Origin of the sequence: Streptomyces lanatus (genome assembly GCF_014655715.1) — a bacterium.
GTDB classification, from domain to species: Bacteria; Actinomycetota; Actinomycetes; order Streptomycetales; family Streptomycetaceae; genus Streptomyces; species Streptomyces lanatus.
The window spans coordinates 257,696-280,755 of record NZ_BNBM01000004.1 but is presented as its reverse complement, the minus strand read 5'-3'; the positions used below and the strand labels follow the sequence as shown (position 1 = coordinate 280,755).

Sequence of the window (23,060 nt, the reverse complement as noted above, 5' to 3'; positions counted from 1 at the left end):
CCTCCGGGAGAGGCACGTGGCTTCACTCGTCCTCGCAACCGCGATCTCCGTAGCTCTGACGGCGTCCGCGTCCGCGACCCCCACCGGGACCGTCGACCAGGGCGCGCCCGCCTACTACGACAGCGGTCTGGCACCGACGCCGTACATGGGCTGGAACAGCTACTACGGGCTCGGCGCGCCCACCGAGAAGGAGGTCCGCGCGGTCGCCGACAAGCTGGTCAGCAGCGGGCTGCGCGACAGCGGCTACGACATCGTGTGGCTGGACGGCGGCTGGCAGGCCGACAACCCCCGTGACGCACAGGGGCGGTTGACGGCCCACCCCGACCGCTTCCCCTCCGGCATCCCGGCCCTGGTCTCCTATCTGCACAAGCGGGGACTGAAGGCCGGCATCTACACCGATGCCGGAACCTACGACGGCGGCAAGACCTGCGGACTCGGCAGCCGGGGCCACTACGACGAGGACGCGCGGCAGTTCGCCGACTGGAAGGTCGACGCCATCAAGGTCGACTTCCTGTGCGGCATCGGTGCCAAGCTCGATCCGGGGCCCGCGTTCAAGGAGTTCAGCGACGCCGTCGCCAAGTCGGGCCGCAGGATGGTGCTCAACCTCTGCAACCCGCTCACCGACGACTGGGGCCTGCCGCACACGCCCGAGCAGGACGCGCACAACACCTATACCTACGCCCCGACCATCGCCGACTCCTGGCGCACCGGGACCGACATCGCCTGGGGGACGCCCAGCCCGGGGCAGTGGCCCAACGTGCTGCGCAACATGGACGCCAACGCCTGGCACCCCGAGGCGCAGGGGCCCGGCCACTACAACGACCCCGACTACCTCATCCCCATGCGCCGCATGGCCGACGGCTCCCTGGAGCTGACCGAGGAGGAGTCGACCACGCAGTTCGTGATGTGGGCCGAGATGGCCTCACCGCTCGTCCTCGGCTCGGACCCCCGTACCCTGTCGGCCGCGATGATCAAGACCTTGGGCAACCCGGAGATCATCGCCGTCAACCAGGACCCGCTCGCCGTCCAGGGCGTCCGGGTGGCCGCCGACTCCGTGGGCGACGTCTACAGCAAGGACCTCGCGGGGCGCGGACAGCGGGCGGTCGTCCTGCTCAATCGCTCCGATCAGCCCGCCCTGCGCACCGTGAAGTTCGCCGACGCCGCCCTGGGCGGCGCGGTCAAGGTGCGCGACCTGCGGGCCCGCGCGGATCGCGGGACGCACACCGGGTCGTACACCGTCGAGGTCCCCGCGCACGGCACCGCGTTGCTGAAGCTGACCGGCGAGGAGGCCCTGCCGGGGGTGAGCCTGGGTGAACGAGCCAGTGCGAGCCCGGCCGTCGTGCGCACCGGTGACGCGCTGACCACCTTCTTCCGGGGACCGCGCGGGAATCTCGTCCAGCACACGACGGCGGGCGACGCCACCTCGCGGACCAGGGACCTGGGCGGCGAGATCCTCGGCCAGCCCGCCGCCTACGCCTCCGACGGCGGTCGTATCGACGTCTTCGTACGCGGCGCCGACTCCCGTGTCTATCGGCGGGTGTTCGACGGTGGACGCTGGGGTGGCTGGCAGAACCTGGGCGGGCGGGTGACCGATGCGCCGTCGGTGGCGTTCAGCGACCCCGAGCACTGGACGCTCGTCGCGCGCGGGGCGGACGGGCAGGTCGTGCGGCGTGGGCCGGCGTCCGGCTGGGAGTCGCTCGGCGCGCCTGGCGAGCGGCCGGTCTACGGCAGACCGTCCGCCGTCGTCGATGCGCGGGGGCGGGTCCATGTCGCCGTGCGCACTTCGGCGGACGACGTGTGGACGCGGTCGCGGGACGCCTCGGGGGAGTGGTCGGAGTGGGCCTCGCTCGGCGGGACCGTGAGCGGCAGTCCGACGCTCGTGGCCGTGGGGGACGCGGTGGTGCTGTACGCGCGGGCGGGTGACTACACGCTCTGGCAGCGCAGCTTCGAGGGCGATGCCTGGCAGGGGTGGACCAAGCGGCAGGAGTTCCCCAGCGCCGCCTTCGAAGGTGCGCTCGGGGCGGTCGAGGGGCCGGGCGGTGCGGTTGACGTCGTGTTCCGTGGGGTCGACGGGTACGTCCACCGGACGCAGTTCGAGCGGCCGTAGTCCAAGTTCTGGTCCTGATTCTGGTCCAAATAAATTAGTAATTAATCTTGACGTGGCCGGTGTGCCACGCGAACCTGGATCCGCCGCGCGGACCCACAGGGAGCCACCATGATCAATCCTCGACCCAGCCGACGGCGCTTCCTCGCCGGTCTCGGCGCCACCGGCACCGCCGCGCTGCTCAGCGGCTGCGTCACCTCGACCTCGTCCTCGAAGTCCTCCTCGGACGGCGCGGTCACCCTCCAGTCCAACCTGTCCGCGCCGCAGGCCAAGGCCGCGATGGAGGACGTCGTCGCCGCCTACGGCAAGAAGGGCGGCGTCAGCCTCAACACGGTCGCCGCGGAGACCTTCCGCACCCAGCTGCCGACGTATCTCACCTCCGCCAACCCGCCGGACGTCTACACCTGGTACCCCGGCTCGGTCGCGGAGGCGTACGCGAAGAAGGACCTGCTGCTCGGCCTCGACGACCTCTGGGGCACCTCCGACCTCAAGCGCTACTCCAAGGCCCTGAACTCGCTGTGCACGTCGAGCTCCGGCAAGAAGGTCTTCGTCCCGGCCACCTATTACTGGTGGGGCATGTTCTACCGGAAGTCCAACTTCGCCAAGTGGGGCGTCAGCGAGCCGAAGACCTGGGACGACTTCCTCGACCTGTGCGACAAGCTCAAGAGCAAGGGCGTCGCCCCGATCGGCCTGGGCGCTGGAGGCAACACCCCCTGGGTCGCCTCCGCCTGGTTCGACTACCTCGACATCCGGATCAACGGCGCCAAGTACCACCGTGGACTGCTGGCCGGACAGCACCGTTTCGACGACCCCGAAGTGCGCAAGGTCTTCGACCGCTGGCAGGAAGTACTGCCGTACTTCGACCCGAACGGCACCGCGGGCGCCTTCCAGGACGCCACGACGGTGCTGCTCAACGGCCGTAGCGGCATGATGCTGATCGGCACCTTCTTCGCCGACGCGGCCCCCAAGGACGCCCTCGACGACATCGACTTCTTCCGCTTCCCGGTCATCGACCCGAAGGTTCCGCTCGCCGAAGAGGCCCCGACCGACGGCTACTTCGCCAGTGCCCGCACCGGGCGCAAGGACGGGGTCCTCGACCTGCTGGGCTATCTCGCCACCGCCGAGGCCCAGGAGCTCTACATCAAGGGATCCTCCGGCACCGTCCTGCCCTGCCACCCCGACGCCAAGGACGCCGGCACCCCGCTGGTGAAGAAGGGCCGTAAGCACATCGAGGAGGCGGCCGAGCTCACCCAGTACTTCAACCGCGACTCCAGCGACGCCCTCCAGCCCACCGCCGACACCGCGCTGACCAAGTTCCTCGCCAAGCCCAAGGAGATCGGCTCCATCCTCACCGACTGGCAGCGCGAGGCCGAGAAGATCTGGAACGCCTGACATGGCCGTCCTGACCGCCCCCCACCGCAAGTCTCCGGTCCCGGCGCCGTCCCGTGGCGGCCGGGGCCGGGGACCTGGGCGCACACCTCCGCTGGTGCTCGCCTTCGTCCTCGTCCCGCTGCTCGTCGAGGCGGTATGGGTGTTCTGGCCCGCGCTCCAGGGCTTCTATCTGGCCCTGACCAGCTGGGACGGTGTGTCGGCGCCGAAGTTCGTCGGCCTGGGCAACTTCCGGGAGATGGCGGGCGACGACACCTTCCGGGGCGCCATGGGCCACACCGTGCTGTGGCTGGTGCTGTTCGGCGGCCTCTCCGCCCTGCTCGGCCTCGCCACGGCCCTGCTGCTCCAGCAGGAGCGGCGCGGCATCGGCTTCTACCGGGCCGCCCTCTTCCTGCCCGTGGTGTTCTCCCTGGTCGCCACCGCCCTGGTCTGGCAGGCCATCTACCAGCCCGACGGCGTCCTCAACCAGCTCCTGGAGTCGCTCGGCCTCGGCAGCCTGCGCCACGCCTGGCTCGCTGACCAGGACACCGCCCTGTACGCGGTCATCGTGCCCGCGCTGTGGCGGCAGATCGGCTACGTCATGGTCCTGTACCTGGCCGGCCTCAAGGGCATCGACCCCGCCCTGTACGAGGCCGCCAAGGTCGACGGCGCGAGCGCCTGGCAGCGCTTCCGACATGTCACGCTGCCTCAACTCCGCAGCGTCAACGCGGTCGTCCTGTCGGTCATCGTCATCGACTCGCTGCGCTCCTTCGACGTCGTGTGGTCGCTGACCCGCGGCGGCCCCTACCACTCGTCCGAACTGCTGAGCACCTACATGTACTCGACCGCCTTCCAGTCCCTGCGCCTCGGCTACGGCTCCGCGCTCGCCGTCGTCATCTTCCTGCTGGCGTTCGGCGTCATCGCCTCCTACCTGGTCCGCGCCTTCAGGGAGGCCGACTGATGTCCACCGCCCTTCGCCGCAGGCGGGCCGCGACCGCCGGATTCCATCTCGGCGCCGGCGCCCTGGCCGTGCTGTGGCTGCTACCGATCGCCCTGGTCCTGGTGACCAGCCTGCGCTCCTTCGACGACATCGCCGCGAACGGGCTGGGCAGTTGGCCCCAGTCCTTCACCCTGGACAACTTCCGGCTGGCCTGGGTCGACGGCGGCCAGCAGCGCGCCCTGATCAACAGCCTCATCGTCACCGTGCCGTGCGTACTGGCCACGCTGGCCCTGGCCGCCATGGCCGCGTTCGCCCTCAGCCGCTACGAACTGCCCCTGCGCCGCTCCCTGTTGCTGCTCATGCTCGGCGGCAACCTGCTCCCGCCGCAGATCCTGCTCATCCCCGTCGCCAAGCTCAGCGAACTCATGGGCGTCTACGACACACTGCCCGCGCTGATCGGTGTGCAGATCGGGTTCGGCGTCGGCTTCTACGTCTTCGTGCTGCACGGGTTCATGCGGTCCATCCCCGCCGAGATCCAGCAGGCGGCCGTCGTGGACGGTGCCGGGCCCTGGCAGATCTTCTGGCGGATCATCCTGCCGCTCACCCGGCCCGCGCTCGCCGCGCTCAGCGCCCTGTCCTTCACCTGGATCTTCAACGACCTGCTGTGGGCGATCACCGTGCTGCGCAGCGACACCAAGATGCCGATCACCGCGGCGCTCATCGGACTTCAGGGGCAGTATGTGTCGATGTGGAACGTGATCGCGGCCGGCTCGGTCATCGCCGCCGCGCCCACCGTGGCCGTGTTCCTGCGGTTCCAGCGGCACTTCGTGGCCGGGCTCAACCTGGGGGCGGTCAAGTGACGTACCAGCGCTGGACCTTGCGCACGGAGAACACCAGCTACACCGTGCGCCTCTCCCCGGACGGCCCGTGGGCCGAGCTGGACGTCTGGGGCCCGCTCGGCGTCGAGACCGGCCCGTCGGCCCTCGACTGGTCCCACCGCACCCACTTCATCACTCCCGCCGACGCGGCCCCGGCCGAGTATCTGCCGTACGGACTACGGCCGTTCAACGGAGCCGAGCTGGTGGCGGCGGGGGCGGACCGGGGCGTCTGGTGGGACTTCGCCGGGGCGGAGGAAGGGGAGGGCACCCTGCGCCTCGCCTTCACCGACGACGTCCTCGGACTGCGCACCGTCCTCTGCTACGAGACCGTGCCGGGCACCGACGTCATCCTCCGCTGGACCGAGCACACCGCCCGGGAGGAACTCCGCCTGGAGCGGTTCGACTCGGCCGCCGTGAACGTGCCCGTCACCGCAGGGGCCCGCCTCACCTACCTCGCCGGCCAGTGGTCGCAGGAGTTCCAGCGCACTCAACTCGACCTCACCAGGGGCACCTTCACCATCGGCAGCACCCAGGGCGTACCCGGTCATGCCTACGCGCCCTGGCTCGCCATACAGGACGGGGCGGCCGGGGCCGCCTACGGCATCGCTCTCGAATGGCCCGGCAACTGGCACATCACCGCCGAGGCCGAACCAGGCGGCGCGATTCGGGTACGGGCCGGGCGGGTCCCGCACGAAGGGGCGGTGACCCTGGCACCCGGCACCACCCTCACCACCCCCCGTCTCGCCTGCGCGTTCAGCCCGGACGGACTCGACGGACTCTCCCGCGTCTGGCACCGCTACGAGCGCCGTCTCGCCGGGGACCGTCTGCACCGCACCCGCAAGGTCCTCTACAACTCCTGGGAGGCCACCGGCTTCGACGTCGACGCCGCCGGGCAGCTCGAACTGGCCAAGGTGGCCGCGGACATCGGCGCCGAGCTGTTCGTGGTGGACGACGGCTGGTTCACCGGCCGTGGCGACGACACCGGGGGACTGGGCGACTGGTACCCGGACCCGGTGGCCTTCCCACAGGGCTTCGACCGGTTCATCGGGGAGGTGCGAGGCCTGGGGCTCGATTTCGGGCTGTGGGTCGAGCCCGAGGCGGTCAGCCCCGGCAGCCGACTGCACGCCGAACACCCAGACTGGGTCTACGGGATCGACGGCCGGCCTGCCCGCCTGGTCCGCAACCAGCTCCTCCTCGACCTCGGCCGCCCCGACGTCCAGGACTTCGTGATCGGCACCCTGGACCGGCTCCTCGGCACGTACGACATCGGCTACCTCAAGTGGGACATGAACCGCCCGCCCACCGAACGCGGACGCCCCGGCGACCTGGACGCCGAGCACGTCGCCGGATATCTGCGCGTCCTGGACCATCTGCGCACCGCCCACCCCGACGTCACCGTCGAGGGCTGCGCGGGCGGCGGCGGCCGTATCGACCACGCGACGCTGGCCCGCACCGACGTCGTCTGGCCCAGCGACAACACCGCCCCGCTCGACCGGCTGAGCATCCAGCACGGCTTCCTGCACGCCCACGCGCCGCACACCATGAGCTCCTGGGTCACCGACGCCCCCGGCGTCTTCGACCCACGCCCGCGCAGCCTCGCGTTCCGCTTCGTGAACGCCATGTGCGGAGTGCTGGGCATCGGAGCCGACCTGCGGGCCTGGACGCCGGAGCAGCGGGCCGAGGCCGCGCGGTGGGTCGCCCGCTACAAGGAGGTGCGCGAGGTCATCCACCACGGGGAGGCCCGGCTGCTCGGCTCCCCGGCCGACCCCACCTGCGGGGTGCAGTACGACGCCGGTGACCGCACCGTCGTCGCCGCGCTCAGCACCGGGCGGCTCGACGGAGCCCCGCTCGTGCCCGGCCGGCCGGACCGGCTGAGGCTGCGCGGGCTGGAGCCTACGGCCCACTATCGGGACGCGGCGACCGGGACGACGTACGGCGGAGCCCATCTGCTGCACTACGGGCTGCCGTTCGTATGGAGCCGCGATCATGATGCCGACCTGGTGGTATTGACGCGTGAGTGAGCCCAGTAGCCCAGTCCCCGGATCTCATGAAGGAGCAGAACTCACGATGGACCGCTTCACCGGCCGTACCGCCGTGGTCACCGGCGCGGCATCCGGCATCGGCGCCGCCACCGCCGTGCGCCTGGCCGAGGAGGGAGCCGCGGTCGTGCTCGCCGATCTGGCCGAGGAGCGCGGGGCGGAGATGGCCGAACGGATCGGCGAGGGCGGTGGCCGGGCCCGTTTCGTGCGCGCCGATGTGGCCGCCGAGGACGACTGGCGGCGGATCGTGGCCGTCGCCCATGACTTCGGGCCCGTGGACGTTCTCGTCAGCAACGCCCACACCGTCGACGTGGCCCCCGCGCACGAGACGACCCTCGAATCGTGGCAGCGCCAGCTGTCCGTGAACGTCACCGCGAGCTTCCTCGGCTTCCGGGCCGTCCTGCCCGATCTGCGGGAGCGGGGCGGCGCCGTGGTGCTGACCTCGTCCGTCCAGGCGCGCGTGGGCATCCCCGGGCACCCCGCCTACGCCGCGTCCAAGGGCGCCCTACTGTCGCTGTGCGGGCAGCTGGCCGCCGAGTACGGGCCCGACGTCCGGGTCAACGCCGTCCTGCCGGGCCCCATCCTGACCGCCGCCTGGGACGGGGTGCCGCCCGAGGACCGCGAGCGCAGCGTCGCCGAGACGGCCGCCCGGCGCTTCGGCACCCCCGAGGAGGTGGCCGCCGCCATCGCCTTCCTCAGCGCCGACGAAGCCTCCTACATCACCGGCACGAGCCTCGTGGTGGACGGCGGCTGGAGCGTCGTGAAGGACTCCGTATGACCACCGTCCCCGGATTGCTCGAGAAAGGCTGTACGACATGACGCCCTACGCCCGCCGCGGCGTGCACGGCCAGACCGTGGAGGCCCTCGCCCGCCGCATCCTGGGCGGCCGGATCCCCGAGGGTGCCACGCTCGACCTGGTGGCGCTGCAGAGCGAGTTGGACGTCAGTCTCACCGCGCTGCGCGAGTCCCTGAAGGTGCTCGCCGCCAAGGGCATGGTCGACGCCCGTCAGAAACGCGGCACCTTCGTGCGGGCCCGCGCCGACTGGAACCTGCTCGACGCAGACGTACTGCGCTGGCAGTTCGAGGGCGGTGAACAGGCCACCGACGCCGACCGGACGTTGCTGCGCAACCTCGCCGAGGTCCGCGTCATCGTGGAACCGGCCGCCGTACGGCTCGCCGCCGAGCGCCGTACCGACGACGACCTCGCCGCCCTCGAAGCCGCCCTGGAGGCCATGGGCGAGGAGGGCTTCGACCCGGGGCAGGCCGTGGCGGCCGACCTCGCCTTCCACCGCGCCCTGCTCACCGCCACCCACAACGAACTGCTCCAGCGCATGGAGATGGTCATCGAGCCGGGCCTCGCCCACCGCGACCGCATCGTGCACAGCCACCCCCACAGCGAGGACCCCGTACCCGCCCACCGCGCCGTCCTGGACGCTGTACGCGACAAGGACCCGCAGGCCGCGGAGGCCGCGATGCGGGCGCTGCTCGCGCAGGCCGGCCGCGATCTGGACCGGATCGAGGCCGACGACGATGACGACGACACGAAGGGCACCGGCGGCAAGTGAAGATCACGCGCATAGAAACCTTCCTGGTCCCGCCGCGCTGGCTGTTCTGCCGGATCGAGACTGACGACGGAGTGGTCGGCTGGGGCGAACCCGTGGTCGAGGGCAGGGCCGAGGTGGTCCGGGCGGCCGTGGACGTCCTCGCGGAGTACCTCATCGGCAAGGACCCGCTGCGTATCCAGGACCACTGGCAGGTGCTCACCAAGGGCGGCTTCTACCGCGGCGGCCCGGTCCTGTCGAGTGCCGTCGCGGGCATTGACCAGGCTCTGTGGGACATCGCCGGAAAGACCTACGGCGCCCCCGTGCACGCCCTGCTCGGCGGACCCGTACGCGACCGCGTCCGCGTCTACGCCTGGGTCGGCGGCGACGAACCCGCCGAGCTCACCGAGCAGATCACCGCCCAGGTCGAGGCCGGATTCACCGCGGTCAAGATGAACGCCGCCGGCGCCACCTCACCGATCACGACGGCGGCCGAGACCGCTGCCGTCGTCGACCGTGTGGCCGCCGCCCGCGAGGCCCTCGGCCCGGACCGGGATGTCGCCGTCGACTTCCACGGCCGCTTCACCGCCGCCAGCGCCCGCCGGGTTCTCGCCGAACTCGCCCCGCTGCACCCGCTGTTCGTCGAGGAACCCGTCGTCCCCGAACACGGCCCTCTGCTGCCCGGCCTGGTCGCCTCGACCCCGATCCCCCTCGCCACCGGCGAACGCCTCTTCTCGCGCGGCGAGTTCCTGCCCGCCCTCACCGCCGGTATCGCCGTCGCCCAGCCCGACCTGTCCCACGCCGGCGGCATCTCCGAGGTCCACCGCATCGCCTCCCTCGCCGACACCTACGGCGCTCAACTCGCCCCGCACTGCCCGCTCGGCCCCATCGCACTCGCCGCCAGCCTCCAGGTCGCCTTCGCCACCCCCAACTTCCTCATCCAGGAACAGAGCCGGGGCATCCACTACAACAAGGACGCCGACCTGCTCTCCTACCTCGCCGACCCCACCCCGTTCCGCTTCGTCGACGGCCACGCACCGCTCAATGACGCCCCGGGCCTCGGCATCACCCTCGACGAGGCGGCCGTACGCGCGGCCGACCGCGCCGGACACGCCTGGCGGAACCCGGTGTGGCGGCATGACGACGGCTCGTTCGCGGAGTGGTGACGAAGGTGCTGACGGTGACGACCGACCCCGTGCACGGCGGGCGCTGGACCTCGCTGCGCGCTGGGGGACGCGAATGGCTGTGGCACCGCACGGCCCCGGAACGGGACAAGGCCGTACCGGGGGATGCGTTCGTGGACGCGGGCGGGCTGGAGGAGTGCGTCCCGACGGTGCGGGGTCGGCCCGACCACGGGGATGTCTGGTCCCGCCGGTGGACCCGGACCGGCGACGGCGAGAGTGTGCGCGCCGAATCCTTCACCCTCACACGCTCCATCGTGCCCACGGCGGACGGCGTCGAGGCCTCCTACACCCTCACCGCACGACCCGGCTTCCGCTTCGTGTGGGCCGCGCACGCCCTGCTGGACCTGTCGGCGAACGCGACCCTGCGCATGCCGCCCGGCGCCCCCACGCGCCTCTTCCCCGAGGCCGCCCCACTCCTGAACGAGCCCTGGCCCGCCGGGGCACCGTGGATCGCCGGGCCCTGGCCCACACCTCATGGCCTGCCCCTTCATCGGCTCGGCCCCGATGACGGAACGGCCGTCGGAGCCGTCGTGGACACCCCGCTGTGCTGCGTCCACGACGGCGACGACCGACTTGCCCTGGAACTACGGGCGGGCGGCCAGCCCGTGTCGACCGCCCTGTGGCGCAACCTCAGCGGCTACCCCCAGCCGCACCCCTACCGCAGCACGGGCGTGGAACCCATGCTCGGCCGCGTCTTCGACCTCGCCGACGCGGGCCCCGACGACGCCGCGGAGGTCCCGGAATCCGGTCGGGTCCACTGGCGGCTCACCCTCACCGGGGCCTGCCGCTGCCCCGCGCTCTCCCCACCGAAGGAGCACCACCCGTGGACCTGACAGCCGCGCTGGCCACTCACCGCCTGGTCGCCATCGTGCGCGGCGACGACCCCGACGCCGCGCTGCGCACCGTACTGACCCTGGTGGAGGAGGGCATCGAGCTGGTCGAGGTCTCCCTCTCCGGCAAGGACGCCCTCTCCGTCATCGAACGCGCCCGGCACGCCCTCGGCCCCGACCACCCCCTCGGCGCCGGCACCGTACTGACCGCCGAGGACGCCCGCGCCGCCCACCGCGCCGGAGCCGACTTCGCGGTCACCCCGGGACTCGGCGACGGCGTCACCACGGCACAGGAGCTGGGCCTGCCGGTGCTGGCCGGCGTCCTGACCCCGACCGAGATCATCGCGGCGCGAGCGATGGGTGTGGCCGCGCTGAAGGTCTTCCCGATCGCCCAGTCCGGGGGAGCGGCCTATCTCAAGGCCCTGCGCGGGCCGTTCACCGACGCGCCGTTCGTCCCCGTGGGCGGCGTGGACGAGGCCGCCGCGCGTGCCTGCCTCGCGGCGGGTGCCGTCGCGGTGGGCGTCGGCTCACCCTTGATCGGCGACGCGGCGGACGGCGGCAGCATCGCTGCGCTGAGGGAACGCGCCCGTCTGTTCCGGGCGGTCGTGGCAGAGGGGGAGAACCTGTGATCGCGGGCTTGCGTTCCGTTGTGGCAGAGGCGGCGACACGATGACCGCCGACCTGCGCCCCGCCCACCCCGACCGCCTAGAACTGGGCGAGGGCATCCGCTGGACCGGCACCGACGTCGTCCTCGTCGACATCCTCGCCGGCCGCCTCCTGTCCGCACCGCGCGACGGGGCGGCACCCCTGCGCACCCTGGCCCAACTCCCCGTCCCCCTGGGTGCCGTGGCCCCCGTGGCCGGGCACCGAGGCACCTGGATCGCGGCCGCCGGCACCGGCATCGGCCTGCTCCACCCCGACGGCACCCTCGACTGGCTCGCCAGACCGGAGGAACACGCCCCGACCCGGATGCGCATGAACGACGCCGTCGCCGACCCCTTCGGCCGGTTCTGGGCCGGCAGCATGGCGTACGACGCCGACGAGGGGGCCGGTTCCCTGTACCGCCTCGACCGGGACGGCACGGTCGTGCGGGTGCTGGACGGCATCACGGTGCCCAACGGGCCCGCGTTCACCCCTGACGGCGGTCACATGTACCTCGCGGACAGCACCCGGGGTGTCGTACGGCGCTATCCCGTGGACCCCGTGACAGCCGACCTCGGCGCACCCGAGGAGTTCGTCACGATCAGTGAAGGCAGCCCCGACGGCATGGCCGTCGACATCGAGGGCGGCGTGTGGATCGCCGTCTGGGGCACCGGCACGGTACGCCGCCATCTGCCCGGCGGCACCCTCGACCGCACCCTGCGGCTGCCCGCCCGGCAACCGGCCGGCGTGTGCCTCGCCCACGACGTCCTGCACATCACGACCGCCCGCACGGGCCTGACCGCACCGGGCGATGACGACGGCGCCCTGTTCACCACCCGCGTGGACGTCCCGGGCACACCGACGCCTGCCTGCAGACTCGATGCCGTGCGGCTGCCGCACCCGACCAGCGGGGATACGGCATGACGGGCGCGGCGTGCGGTTCTGTACGGCGCCTCGTGAGGTCGGGGGCCGGGGTGTGCGATCGGTTCGGTGCCGTCCTGCGCCCCCTGACGGCCGGCACCCCCACCCCCAGCGGCCCCCGGCCCCTCCTCCCCACCGGAGCCCCGGCATGACAGCCGCCCCCACCCCCTGGCGCCCCACCCCCGGCCCCGTCGTCTGCCTGGGCGAGACCATGGCAGCCCTGGCCCCCGACCCGCCGAGCCCGCTGCTGACCGCGCCCGAACTGCGGCTGTCCGTGGCGGGCGCCGAGTCCAATGTCGCCATGTATCTGGCCGACCACGGCATCCCGGTGGTGTGGGTCTCGGCGCTCGGTGACGATCCGCTGGGACGCCGGGTCCGCGGGACGGTCGCGGCGGCCGGCGTCGACGTGTCGCATGTGCGCACCGACCCGGACCGGCCGACCGGCCTGCTGGTGAAGGACCCGGGCCCGGCAGGCACGCGGGTGCACTACTACCGGCGTGGCTCGGCGGCCTCCGCTCTCGGCCCGGAGCTGCTCGACGCCCCGCCCGTCCGCGACGCCGCGCTCCTGCACCTGACCGGCATCACCCCGGCGCTGTCCGAGTCCTGCCGCGCACTGGTGACACGGGCCCTGACGACCGAGCCCGGCAGCCGCCCGTACGCGGTGAGCTTCGACGTCAATCACCGTGCCGCCCTCTGGCCGGAGACCTCCGCCCCGGCCGTGCTGCGCGAGCTCGCCGACCGCGCCGACATCGTGTTCGTCGGCCTGGACGAGGCACAGGCGCTGTGGGGCGAGAACCTGACCCCGGAGGCGGTGCGCGCACGGCTCCCGCATCCGCGGATCCTCGTCGTCAAGGACGGGCCGAACGTCGCGACCGCGTTCACGGACGACGAGGGCGACGTCACCGTGCCGACGCCACGCACGACGGTCGTGGAGGCGGTCGGCGCCGGGGACGCCTTCGCGGCCGGGTTCCTCGCGGGCCTGATGCGGGGCGCGACCCTGGCCGGTGCCTTGCGCCTGGGCCACATCACCGCCGCATCCGCGTTGCGGGTGACGGGGGACCACGGCCCGTTGCCCGAACCGCGGGAGATGGAGGCACTGCTCGCCCTGTCGACGCGGGAGTGGGCGGAGCGCGCGGTGGTGGTGCCGCAGGCCTGAGCGACCTCGCTCAAGGAGGCTCGACGCGCGATCGGCGTTTTGCCCGCCTATGCTCCATTCGTGTGACGACTATCTTTCAAGAGCTCGTGGCCAAGGAACGCGCGGCCGAGCAGGCGCACAGCCGCGTCGAGGAACTGCGGGACATGTACGGGCCGCCGACGCAGCAGGGCGGCTGGAGCCCGCGGCAGACCGAGACGTACAACACCGCACTGCGTGCCTGGCGGGACCTGGCCAGGGAGGTCCAGATGGCGCTCGCCGAGTACGCCAGGGAGCGGGGCGAGACACGCAGTGAGGTCGAGGAGCAGGTGAAGAAGGCGGTCTGAGGCGGTGCGGGACCGGCGGTGTCGTACCTTCTCTTGACTCGGTAAGTCTCGTTACGCAACTCTGAAGGTCACAGACGCTCGGCGGGGAAGGGGTTGGTGCGGGGTGGAGTGGACGGGCGCACGCTACGCGGACATGCCCACGGTCGAGGTGCGGGCGTGGATCGACGCCCCGCCGGGCCGGGTGTGGGACATCGTGGCCGACGTGACACTGATGCCGGCCATGAGCGACGAACTCCAGTCGGTCCACTGGCTCGACGGCGCGGACCGGCCGGCCGTGGGCGCCCGATTCGTAGGCCGGAGCCGGCACCAGTCCCTCGGCGAGTGGGAGACCACCTCGCACATCATCGAGTGCGCGGACCCACGCGTCCTGGCCTGGGCCGTGGAGGACGCCTCCCGCCCCTCCGCCGTCTGGCGCTTCCGGCTCGCACCCAAGGACGGCGGAACCGAGCTGTCCGAGTGGATGCAGATGGGACCCGGCCGGTCCGGGCTGTCCTTCGCCATCGACGCGATGCCGGACAAGGAGCAGAAGATCGTGTTCGTACGGATGCGTGAGTTCGAGCGCAACATGACCGCCACCCTGGGGCACATCAAGAAGCTGGCGGAGGCGTGATGAGGGCCGCGACGACGATCGAGGCGTCCGATCTCGGCTCCTGGCGGCGGCAGGCGGACTTCGTCGTCGAGGCGGAGAAGCTCGGCCTCGACATCTGCTGGGTGGCCGAGGCATGGGGTTCCGACGCGCCCTCCGCACTCGGCTACTACGCCGCCCGCACCGAACGCATGCTGCTGGGCTCCGGCGTCATGCAGGTCGGGACACGCACACCGGTCGCGCTCGCACAGACCGCGATCACCCTCTCCAACCTGTCCCAGGGACGCTTCCTGCTCGGCCTCGGACCCTCGGGACCCCAGGTGATGGAGGGCCTGCACGGCGTGCCCTTCGCCCGACCGCTGGCCCGCGTCCGTGAGACGGTGGAGATCGTGCGGCAGGTCCTCAGCGGCGGCAAGATCGACCACTCGGGCGACGAGTACCGCATCCCCCTGCCCGGCGGGGACGCCGTACCCATGAGGCTGTCGATGCGCGCCGAACACCCCGTGCCGCTGTATCTGGCAGCCCTGTCACCGGCCATGCTCAGGCTCACCGGCGAGGTCGCCGACGGCTGGCTCGGCACCAGCTTCGTGCCCGAGGGCGCGGCGGACGCCTACTTCGCGCCTCTGGACGAGGGGCTGGCCCGCGGCGGGCGCGCCCGCGCCGACCTCGACATCTGCCAGGGCGCCGAAGTCGCCTTCGCCCCCGACGAGGAGGCGCTCGCGGCCATGGTGGCCAGCCGCAAGAAGGAACTGGCCTTCAGCCTCGGCGGCATGGGCTCGGCCTCCACCAACTTCTACAACCGCGCCTACAGCAGACAGGGCTGGGCGGAGGTGGCCACAGAGGTACGGCAGCGCTGGCAGGCCGGCGACCGGGACGGCGCGGCCGCGCAGATCACCGACGAGATGGTGCTCGCGACCACCCTGATCGGCACCGAGGACATGGTCCGGGAGCGGCTGCGCGTCTGGCGCGACGCCGGAGTCGACACCGTCCGCCTGTACCCCGCCGGGGAGGACCTGACGGCCCGCCTCGACACGCTGGGCCGGGCGATCGAGCTGGTCCACGAGGTCGGAGTACGGCCGTGAGCGCGCGCACCTCCTTCGCGAACTGGCCGTGCTCCATCGCACGGACCCTGGACATCGTCGGCGACGCCTGGACCCCGCTGGTCCTGCGCGAGGCCTACTACGGAAGCCGCCGCTTCGACGAGTTCCAGGGCGAGTTGAGGATCGCCCGGAACACCCTCACCGACCGGCTGCGGCGCCTCGTCGAGGCGGGGCTGCTGGAGCGGCGGCTCTACGAGAGCGAGCCGCCCCGCCACGAGTACCTGCTGACGGAGCAGGGCCGGGACCTCTTCCCCGTCCTCGCCGCGATGGCGCACTGGGGCGACCGCTGGCTCGCCGGGCCCGAGGGACCCCCGATCACCCTGCATCACGAGACCTGCGGCCACGACGCCCACGCGGAAGTGATCTGCTCCGCCTGCCATGAGCCCCTGCATGCCGACGACACCGTCGCACGCCTGGGCCCCGGCTATCCGGAACGGCTCAAGTCCCGCCCCGACGTACGGCGCCGCTTCACCGAGGACCGAGCGGAGTAGCCGCGACCGGCTTTGGTACCGGTCGCTCAACCTTCGCGAGCGCCGCGCGGTCTTGCCCGGTGGCAGGAGCCGGAAGACGACTCGCCGAGGGCCTGAGCGAGGGTGGACATGACGAACCTGAACACCGCGGTGACATGGATCGACGCACGCGAGAGGCTGCCGAGCAGCGGTACACCGGTGGCCGCGGCCATCACCGGCCGCTATCCGGCCGACGGCGACACCGACCTCGACGCGGCGTCGGGTGAGGAGTTCTGGCTGGTCAGGCCGATGACCTTCACGACTCTGCACTGGAGCGAGGACGGGACGCAGCACACCGACTGCTTCGTCGACTCCGACGGAGTCGTCCGTCTGCCCCACGGCCGCCCCAGCGCCGAAACGGTGACCCACTGGGCGGCGCTGCCAACCCTCCCGGGCGGGACGACGCACGGCGTTCTGGGGGAGGACGTGCAGGCGGCACTTCGTGACGCGTGGGGTGCCGGACCCCGCGCCTGATCCACCGCCTTCTCTCGACTACGGCAGGCGGACGACACGTCCGAGTGCTCCCACAGCGCCGACACCGTCCCCGAACTCCCGCCCCTGCGCCCGTCAGCGCATCCAGGCCCGGGTGCCGAAGGAACCGCACGACCGTGCGGCCACCAGGGACGCCGCCCGCAGAGCACGGACGAAGTCCTCCGAGGTCGGTTGCCGTCGGGTGGCCAGGTGATGGGTGAGGGCGCCGTGCAGGACGTCGCCGGCGCCGAGCGTGTCCGCCACCGGCACGCTGGGCACCTCGACCGTGCCGTTGCTGTCGGGGCCCGCCCACAGGATCGGCCGTCCGCCTTGGGTGACCGCCGCCCAGGTCACTCCCTGCCGCCGGAGGAGACGCAGGACGTCGGTGGCCGTGCGGGTGCCGGGCGGACGGAAGTCGGCGGAGCACACCGCGACGTCGATCCACTCCAGCAGGATCTCCGTCCCCGGCTTCCAACTGCCGGCGTCCAGGACGGTCAGGCGGCCGGCGGAGCGCGCCGCCTGGGCGGTGGCCGTGGCCAGTTCCATGTGGTGGCCGTCGAACTGCACGATGTCGCAGGCCGCCACCAGCGCACCGAGATCGTCGGGCGGCGCGAGCCGGTGCGCGGTGGCGTTGGTTGAGGCGACGGCACGTTGACCGGTGGAGGCGGTGACCATGATGGAGGACACCGCGGGCGGGCCGGTCGCGTGCGGCGCGAGGTCCGTCACGCTTACGCCCGCCCGGTCCAGGTCCGCCGTGACCGCCAGGGCCAGTGGATGGGAGCCGATGGCGGTGAGCAGCCGGGCAGCGCCGCCCAGGTGGGCGAAGGTGACGGCCGCGTTCGCCGCGGGACCGCCCGCCGCCACGGTCTGCTCATGCGCCGTCAGCTTCTCGTCGGGACCCGGGACGTGATCGACGAGCTGGATGACGTCCAGGGTGCACAGCCCGACGAACAGCCCCTCGGCCCGCCGCCCCGCTCCTCGCACCACCGGCTGCGCCTCCTCTCGACCCGTCTACAGGTAATCGCGAAAGTCCTCTCCCCGGCTTGGTCGGCTGACTTGTTGTCGGGGGCTTGTGGTACGCCGACGCCTTTGCCTGAGGAACGCGGATCCCGTCACCACAGCCAGCGCGGTCAGAAGGAGGAAGAACCACCACTGTGTGCCGCCGTCTCCGGTGCCCGACTTTATCGGTGTGGCCTGGGTGTCCGCCGCACCGCCGGAATCGGATGTACCGGCGTCGCGTTTCGTCACCGCCTCTCCGCCCAGCCAGACCTGATCATGTGCGGCATCGGTCATCGGCGTGGAAAGCGAGCGGCTGATGTTCCGGGTCAGGTCAGGAGCCGTTGCGTCTAGCTGGGCCGGGGTCAGTGAGGTGAAGGGGATGTTGGTGAGATCCACTCCGCCGTAGATATAGGTGTTGGTGTAGACGTAGTCGCCTTTGCGTGTCCGGTGGGTGACCTTGAATTCGCCCTTCTTGTAGGAGTCGACGTACTGATTGAAGGTGTCGACGGGCTTCCAGTCGTGCTGCGTGGTGTAGGCGCTGATGTCGCCGTTGTCGATCATCTCCGCGTAGGTGGTGCTCTCGCGCTCGCTCAGTTTGCGATACCACTCCGCTGCGACCCGGCTCAGATAGACCCGTCGCAGGTCGGCGTATTCAGGAGCGGTGTTGACCGCTTCGACCACCTTGGGGAGGATCAGGCTGCGGAACAGCTCCTCATTGTGCGCCTGCACGGACTCGGGCTGTTTGGCGCAGGACACGGCGGATTTCTCGCCGCGGACCTTCAGGTACTGCGTCTCCATCTGGACGTTCAGCGGCGCCTTCAGGATGTACAGCTCGTTCCCCTCGGTATAGACCGTGGCCGGCGACGGCACGATCCAGGTGCGGAACGAAATGCATTCGCCGGAGAGCTGCTTCCAGAAGCGTGCCCCGAGTTCCGAGTCGGGGTGGATCAGCCGGCCGGTCGTCTTCTTCAGGGTCAGGTCGGCCTGCAGCATCACACGCCCGGCGTCCGTGCGGCCGAGATCGGGGTCGATGATGCGGTCGGGCTCATTGGGATTGAGGTTGACCCAGAAGGTCGACGGCCTCAGCTCCAGCCAGGTGAAGAACGCGTCGGAGGCTTCCTGGGTGTTGGTGAGCCCCGTGTCGGAGTTCTGATCCCCGTCGGCGGTGGCAGGGGCCTGGAAGGCGTACTTGAGTCCTCCGCCTGAGCCGACGTCGGACAGGTAACGCAACTCCAGCCTGGAGAAGTCGATTCCGCCGGGATCGGACAGCCGCTGCGCGAGACCGCTCGGCGGCGCCTTGCTGTCCTCAGCGTCTTCGCACGGGTCCGCCGCCGCTGCCTGTGCGGCCAGGGCGATATGTCTGCCGGATCCCAGTGAGCTGTCGCCGTGTCGGGGGAAGAGCGCCGGATCGACGCAGCCCCCCTTCTTGGCTCCCTTGAACGTCTGCCGCAGTTTGCGTTCGAAGCTCATCGTCTGTCGAATGAGCCGCTTCATCTTCTTGATGGCTTCCGCCCGCGACGCCTTGTCCCCGGAGTAGCCAATGGCGTAGGTGACTTCCCGGACGTTCTTGAGCTGGGTCGCGATCGCCTTCTTGCAGTAACCGCCGGGTATTTCGCACGGCTCCAGGTCGCTGTAGACGCGCCGGACATTGTCCAGGGGGATGCCCTGTTTCTTCAGCCATGCGATGAGGTTGCGTTCGGAGTGGCCGCCGTTGTTCTCCGACTCCCCGCTCGCCATGGCCTTCATCTGCAGGTTGCCGTCGTTGTCGATGTACTCGAAGACGGCGACATTGCGGCCGGCGGAGATTTTGTGCGACTTCCGGTACAGCCATGCGAAGCGGGCCAGGTCGGTGCTGAGCCAGCGGATCTCGTTGGGCTCGGCCGGTGTCGTATCGGACCGCACCTGCTGGTGCACCTGCCCGCCGACGGCGGCCGCACCAGGCGTGACGGCCACGCCTCCGGCGAGCAGGACGGTTCCGGCCACGAGCGCGACGGTGCGCCGGAACAGGGTTCGTAACGCGGTGCTGTGTACGCGTGGTGACTTCTGCGATCTATGCCGACGCACGACGTGGTACCCCCGTATTGGTTTGTCTTGTCGCTTGAACTATGCGTGGACTACGCGGGACCGGTCACAGCAACCCCTGCGCGCGCTGCTCAAGGATGACGCTCCACCAGGACTCGGTGTCGTCCAGTGCGGCGGCGTCGTAAGTGGCCAGCTCACGGCCGAGTTCCGCCACCGCCGCCGCACGCTTCCGGTCGCTCAGTGCCGCGAGGTTCCCCGTGCTTTCGTAGAGTCCCAGGAAGAGGACGAAGGCGTCGAGACTCGCATTGACGAAGCGTGGAGGCGAGTCGTCGTCGGTCTGGAACGACCACAACTCGCCCGACCCCGGCGTCAGTCCCAGCGTGGTGCCGAAGTCGTCGCCCACCGTCAGATACGAGGCCCCCGCTCCGGACGACACGGGCAGCAGAAGCCGCTCGTCCCGGTACAGCGTCACATCCAGCGGACACTCGGCCGGCAGCCCGATGTCCGTCAGCAGACGCCACGTCGACTCAGGGACAGGAGCCTGCGGCGACTTACCGGCGAGGGCCGTCCGCGCGAGACCGTCGGCCCACAGCCGGCGGATCTCCTCATGCCGAATGTCATTCATCGTGTTCGGCTCCCCCACACGCCGGCGGCTCGGCAGTTGCTGCTCACACAACCGTGCATTCCCCATACGGGCGGTGCGCTCCCCCTGACGGCCGCGAAAGTTCCACCGAACGCCACCGTTTCACACACATGCCGGACAGGCCTCGTACGGCTCGTCGCTCACAACGCACGGCGGACCACATACGGCAGAACCCCACCATGCCGCAAATAGGCCAACTCCTGCCGTGAGAACACCCTCAACCACACATCCACCGACGCACGGCCCCCCTCTGCTCCCCGCAGCTGAAGCACGACGCGATTGGTGCCCACCCTGAGTGGGTCGAGTCCCTCGAAGGACAGCTCCATGTCGGCGGTGAAGTGGCAGGACGAGGCATGGTCACCCTCGGCGAACTCCAGCGGCAAGACACCCATGCCGATCAGATTGCTGCGGTGAATCCGCTCGTACGACTCCGCGATGACCGCCCTCACCCCCAGCAGCGCCTGCGCCTTGGCCGCCCAGTCCCGGCTGGAGCCCGCCCCGTAGTTGCGGCCGGCGACGACGACCAGGTCGTAGCCCGCGTCCCGATACGTGGGGGCCGCCAGGTGGACGGGGAGGACGTCGCTGCCGTCGGCCGTGTATGCGTGGCCGGCGGGGGCCGTACGGCCTGTCAGCAGCAGGTTTCTCACCGCCGGGTTGGTGAACGCGCCGCGCAGCATGACCTCGTGGTTGCTGCGGCGCGTGGAGTACTGGTTGAGGTCGCGGCGGGCGACCCCGCGCTCGGTGAGCCACCGCCCGGCCGCGCTGTCGGCGGGGATGGAACCGGCGGGGGAGATGTGGTCGGTGGTGACATCGTCGCCGAGTCGGAGGAGGACCTTGGCGCGGTCGATCTTCAGTGCTGCTGGCGGTCGGGTGGACAGGTGGGTCAGGTGTGGGGGACGGCGGATGTATGTCGACTCGGGGGCCCAGCGGAAGTGGGTGCCGCCGGGTGCCTCGATCTCCCGCCAGGCGCGGGTGCCCCGCCGGATGCGTGCGGCGTTGGCGCGGAACATCTCCGGCCGTACGAACTCCGCGACGTAATCGGCGACTTCCTCGTCCGAGGGCCACAGGTCCTTGAGCAGGACCGGGCGGCCCTCGGGGTCGGTGCCGATCGCTTCGTGGTCGAAGTCGTGCAGGACCGACCCGGCGAGCGCGTAGGCGACGACCAGCGGCGGGGAGGCGAGGTAGGACTGCGAGATACGAGGGTTGACCCGGCCGGCGAAGTTGCGGTTGCCGGACAGGACGGCCACCGGCTCCACGGCACCGTCCTGCGCGAGGCGCTCCAACTCGGGATGCAGGGGGCCGGAGTTGCCGATGCAGGTCATGCAGCCGAAGCCGACGATGTGGAAGCCGGTCTGCTCAAGGGCGGGGAGGAGTCCCGACGCGCGCAGGTAGGCGTCGACGACCCGTGAACCGGGCGAGAGCGAGGTCTTGACCCACGGTCTGGCCGTCAGCCCCCACCGCGCCGCCCGCTGGGCGAGCAGGCCCGCCTGGACGACGAGGGCCGGGTTCGCGGTGTGGGTGCAGCTGGTGATGGCGGCGATGGCGACCGGGCCCTCGGGCAGCTGCGGCTCGCCGAGGTCGCCCGCCCCGGTGCTCGTACGGACCCGCGGCCCGCGGTAGGACGCCGGTACTCGGGACAGCGGCAGCCGCTGATGCGGCAGGTCGGGGCCGGCCACGCTGGGCTCGACCGTGCCGAGGTCGAGGTCGAGCAGCTGGTCGTAGCGGGGGACGGGACGGTCGTCGGTGCGCTTGAGGCCCTGGGCGGCGAGATAGGCGTCGACCAGGCGGACATGCTCCTCCTCCCGGCCGGTCAGGCGTAGATAGGCGGCGGTCTCGTCGTCGTACGGGAAGAAGACACAGGTCGCCCCGTACTCCGGTGCCATGTTGGAGACCGCGGCGCGTTCCGCCCAGCCCAGTGTCGTGACGCCGTCGCCGCAGAACTCGACGAACTTGTCCACCACGCCCGTGGCGCGCAGCAGTTCGGTCAGGGTGAGCGCGAGGTCGGTGGCGCCGACGCCCTGGCGGAGCCGGCCCGTGAGGCGGACGCCGACCACCTCCGGGTAGGGGATGGTGACCGGTTCGCCGAGCATGGCGGCCTGTCCTTCGAGCCCACCGACGCCCCAGCCGACGACGCCCAGGGCGTTGATCATCGGGGTGTGGCTGTCGGTGGCGACGAGGACGTCCGGGTGCAGCCAGGGCGGACCCGCGTCCTCGGCCTCGGTCGTCCACACCACCCGGGCCAGCACCTCCATGTTGACCTGGTGGATGATGCCGGTGCCGGGCGGCACGACACGGAAGCCGCGCAGGCTGCGCTCGGCCCACTTCACCATCTCGTACCGTTCGCCGTTGCGGCGGAAGTCGATCAGCAGATTGCGCTCGACGGCGTCCGGACGGCCGTACTCCTCGACGATCACCGAATGGTCGACGGTCAGGTCCACCGGGATCGACGGCTGGAGCCGCCCAGGAGCCCCGCCCAGCTCGGCGACGCTGTCCCGCATGGCCGCGAAGTCCGCCAGGGCCGGCAGACAGGTCGTGTCATGCAGCATGATCCGGTTCGGATGCACCGGCACCTCGCACCCACCGCGCCCGGCCCGCGCCCGCGCCACCAGATCGGCGAGCGACTCCGGTGCCCGCCGGGCGACATTCTCCAGCAGCACCCGGATCGCGTACGGCAGCGAGTCCAGCTCCGCGGTCGGCAGGACCCGGCCCAGGGGCAGGTAGCGGTAGGCGCGGTCCTCCACGGTGAGCACGGCGGTGCGATCGGTGTTCATGATCCCCTGCGGTCGTAGGAGCGCCCGGCGGTG

21 protein-coding genes are annotated in these 23,060 nt (G+C 71.2%); 17 read left to right on the top strand and 4 right to left on the bottom strand.

The window, feature by feature from the left end; genetic code table 11:
- The first annotated feature begins 16 nt into the window (after window positions 1–16).
- From IE325_RS13270 to IE325_RS13190, 17 genes are all read left to right on the top strand, one after another.
- On the top strand, window positions 17–2,107 hold the full coding sequence (locus IE325_RS13270) for a DUF8189 domain-containing protein (RefSeq protein ID WP_190070030.1): 2,091 nt from the start codon (window positions 17–19) through the stop codon (window positions 2,105–2,107).
- A gap of 108 nt (window positions 2,108–2,215) precedes the next feature.
- Window positions 2,216–3,496 (top strand): ABC transporter substrate-binding protein, encoded by a 1,281-nt coding sequence (locus IE325_RS13265; RefSeq protein WP_190070029.1) that lies wholly within the window; start codon window positions 2,216–2,218, stop codon window positions 3,494–3,496.
- A 1-nt stretch (window position 3,497) separates the two neighbouring features.
- Complete coding sequence (locus IE325_RS13260; RefSeq protein ID WP_190070028.1) at window positions 3,498–4,433, top strand: carbohydrate ABC transporter permease; 936 nt, start codon at window positions 3,498–3,500, stop codon at window positions 4,431–4,433.
- Window positions 4,433–5,272 (top strand): carbohydrate ABC transporter permease, encoded by an 840-nt coding sequence (locus IE325_RS13255; RefSeq protein WP_190070027.1) that lies wholly within the window; start codon window positions 4,433–4,435, stop codon window positions 5,270–5,272. The genes IE325_RS13260 and IE325_RS13255 overlap by 1 nt, the downstream gene beginning before the upstream one ends.
- Window positions 5,269–7,311 (top strand): alpha-galactosidase, encoded by a 2,043-nt coding sequence (locus tag IE325_RS13250; protein ID WP_190070026.1) that lies wholly within the window; start codon window positions 5,269–5,271, stop codon window positions 7,309–7,311. The genes IE325_RS13255 and IE325_RS13250 overlap by 4 nt, the downstream gene beginning before the upstream one ends.
- A gap of 46 nt (window positions 7,312–7,357) precedes the next feature.
- Window positions 7,358–8,107, top strand: a complete 750-nt coding sequence (locus IE325_RS13245) for an SDR family NAD(P)-dependent oxidoreductase (protein ID WP_190070025.1) — start codon at window positions 7,358–7,360, stop codon at window positions 8,105–8,107.
- 37 nt (window positions 8,108–8,144) lie between these two features.
- Window positions 8,145–8,894 (top strand): FadR/GntR family transcriptional regulator, encoded by a 750-nt coding sequence (locus tag IE325_RS13240; RefSeq protein ID WP_190070024.1) that lies wholly within the window; start codon window positions 8,145–8,147, stop codon window positions 8,892–8,894.
- Complete coding sequence (dgoD, locus tag IE325_RS13235) at window positions 8,891–10,036, top strand: galactonate dehydratase (protein ID WP_190070023.1); 1,146 nt, start codon at window positions 8,891–8,893, stop codon at window positions 10,034–10,036. Before IE325_RS13240 ends, dgoD begins: the two co-directional genes overlap by 4 nt.
- 5 nt (window positions 10,037–10,041) lie before the next feature.
- A complete protein-coding gene (locus IE325_RS13230; protein ID WP_190070341.1) occupies window positions 10,042–10,887 on the top strand; it encodes a hypothetical protein in 846 nt (281 codons plus the stop codon).
- On the top strand, window positions 10,878–11,513 hold the full coding sequence (locus IE325_RS13225; RefSeq protein ID WP_190070022.1) for a bifunctional 4-hydroxy-2-oxoglutarate aldolase/2-dehydro-3-deoxy-phosphogluconate aldolase: 636 nt from the start codon (window positions 10,878–10,880) through the stop codon (window positions 11,511–11,513). The genes IE325_RS13230 and IE325_RS13225 overlap by 10 nt, the downstream gene beginning before the upstream one ends.
- 40 nt (window positions 11,514–11,553) lie before the next feature.
- Window positions 11,554–12,450 (top strand): SMP-30/gluconolactonase/LRE family protein, encoded by an 897-nt coding sequence (locus tag IE325_RS13220; protein WP_190070021.1) that lies wholly within the window; start codon window positions 11,554–11,556, stop codon window positions 12,448–12,450.
- 145 nt (window positions 12,451–12,595) lie between these two features.
- The gene (locus tag IE325_RS13215) at window positions 12,596–13,603 is read left to right on the top strand and encodes a sugar kinase (RefSeq protein WP_190070020.1); all 1,008 of its coding nucleotides are present in this window, start codon (window positions 12,596–12,598) and stop codon (window positions 13,601–13,603) included.
- A 62-nt stretch (window positions 13,604–13,665) separates the two neighbouring features.
- Window positions 13,666–13,926, top strand: a complete 261-nt coding sequence (locus IE325_RS13210) for a hypothetical protein (protein ID WP_190070019.1) — start codon at window positions 13,666–13,668, stop codon at window positions 13,924–13,926.
- A 103-nt stretch (window positions 13,927–14,029) separates the two neighbouring features.
- Window positions 14,030–14,536, top strand: a complete 507-nt coding sequence (locus tag IE325_RS13205; RefSeq protein WP_190070018.1) for an SRPBCC family protein — start codon at window positions 14,030–14,032, stop codon at window positions 14,534–14,536.
- Complete coding sequence (locus IE325_RS13200) at window positions 14,536–15,594, top strand: LLM class flavin-dependent oxidoreductase (protein ID WP_190070017.1); 1,059 nt, start codon at window positions 14,536–14,538, stop codon at window positions 15,592–15,594. The genes IE325_RS13205 and IE325_RS13200 overlap by 1 nt, the downstream gene beginning before the upstream one ends.
- Window positions 15,591–16,103, top strand: a complete 513-nt coding sequence (locus IE325_RS13195; protein WP_190070016.1) for a winged helix-turn-helix transcriptional regulator — start codon at window positions 15,591–15,593, stop codon at window positions 16,101–16,103. The genes IE325_RS13200 and IE325_RS13195 overlap by 4 nt, the downstream gene beginning before the upstream one ends.
- Before the next feature lie 108 nt (window positions 16,104–16,211).
- Window positions 16,212–16,595, top strand: a complete 384-nt coding sequence (locus IE325_RS13190; protein ID WP_190070015.1) for an AQJ64_40280 family protein — start codon at window positions 16,212–16,214, stop codon at window positions 16,593–16,595.
- 93 nt (window positions 16,596–16,688) lie between these two features.
- Here the strand turns inward: IE325_RS13190 and IE325_RS13185 are convergent, their stop codons facing one another.
- The 4 genes from IE325_RS13185 to acnA form a co-directional block, all read right to left on the bottom strand.
- Entirely contained in the window at window positions 16,689–17,579 is an 891-nt protein-coding gene (locus tag IE325_RS13185) for a PfkB family carbohydrate kinase (RefSeq protein ID WP_229911800.1), read from the bottom strand.
- A 24-nt stretch (window positions 17,580–17,603) separates the two neighbouring features.
- The gene (locus IE325_RS13180; RefSeq protein ID WP_190070014.1) at window positions 17,604–19,574 is read right to left on the bottom strand and encodes a nucleic acid/nucleotide deaminase domain-containing protein; all 1,971 of its coding nucleotides are present in this window, start codon (window positions 19,572–19,574) and stop codon (window positions 17,604–17,606) included.
- Window positions 19,575–19,719: 145 nt separating this feature from the next.
- Window positions 19,720–20,238: an SUKH-4 family immunity protein gene (locus IE325_RS13175; RefSeq protein WP_190070013.1), complete on the bottom strand. Its 519-nt coding sequence runs from the start codon at window positions 20,236–20,238 to the stop codon at window positions 19,720–19,722.
- Between the two features lie 158 nt (window positions 20,239–20,396).
- Complete coding sequence (gene acnA / locus IE325_RS13170) at window positions 20,397–23,027, bottom strand: aconitate hydratase AcnA (RefSeq protein ID WP_190070012.1); 2,631 nt, start codon at window positions 23,025–23,027, stop codon at window positions 20,397–20,399.
- Between the last annotated feature and the right edge of the window lie 33 nt (window positions 23,028–23,060).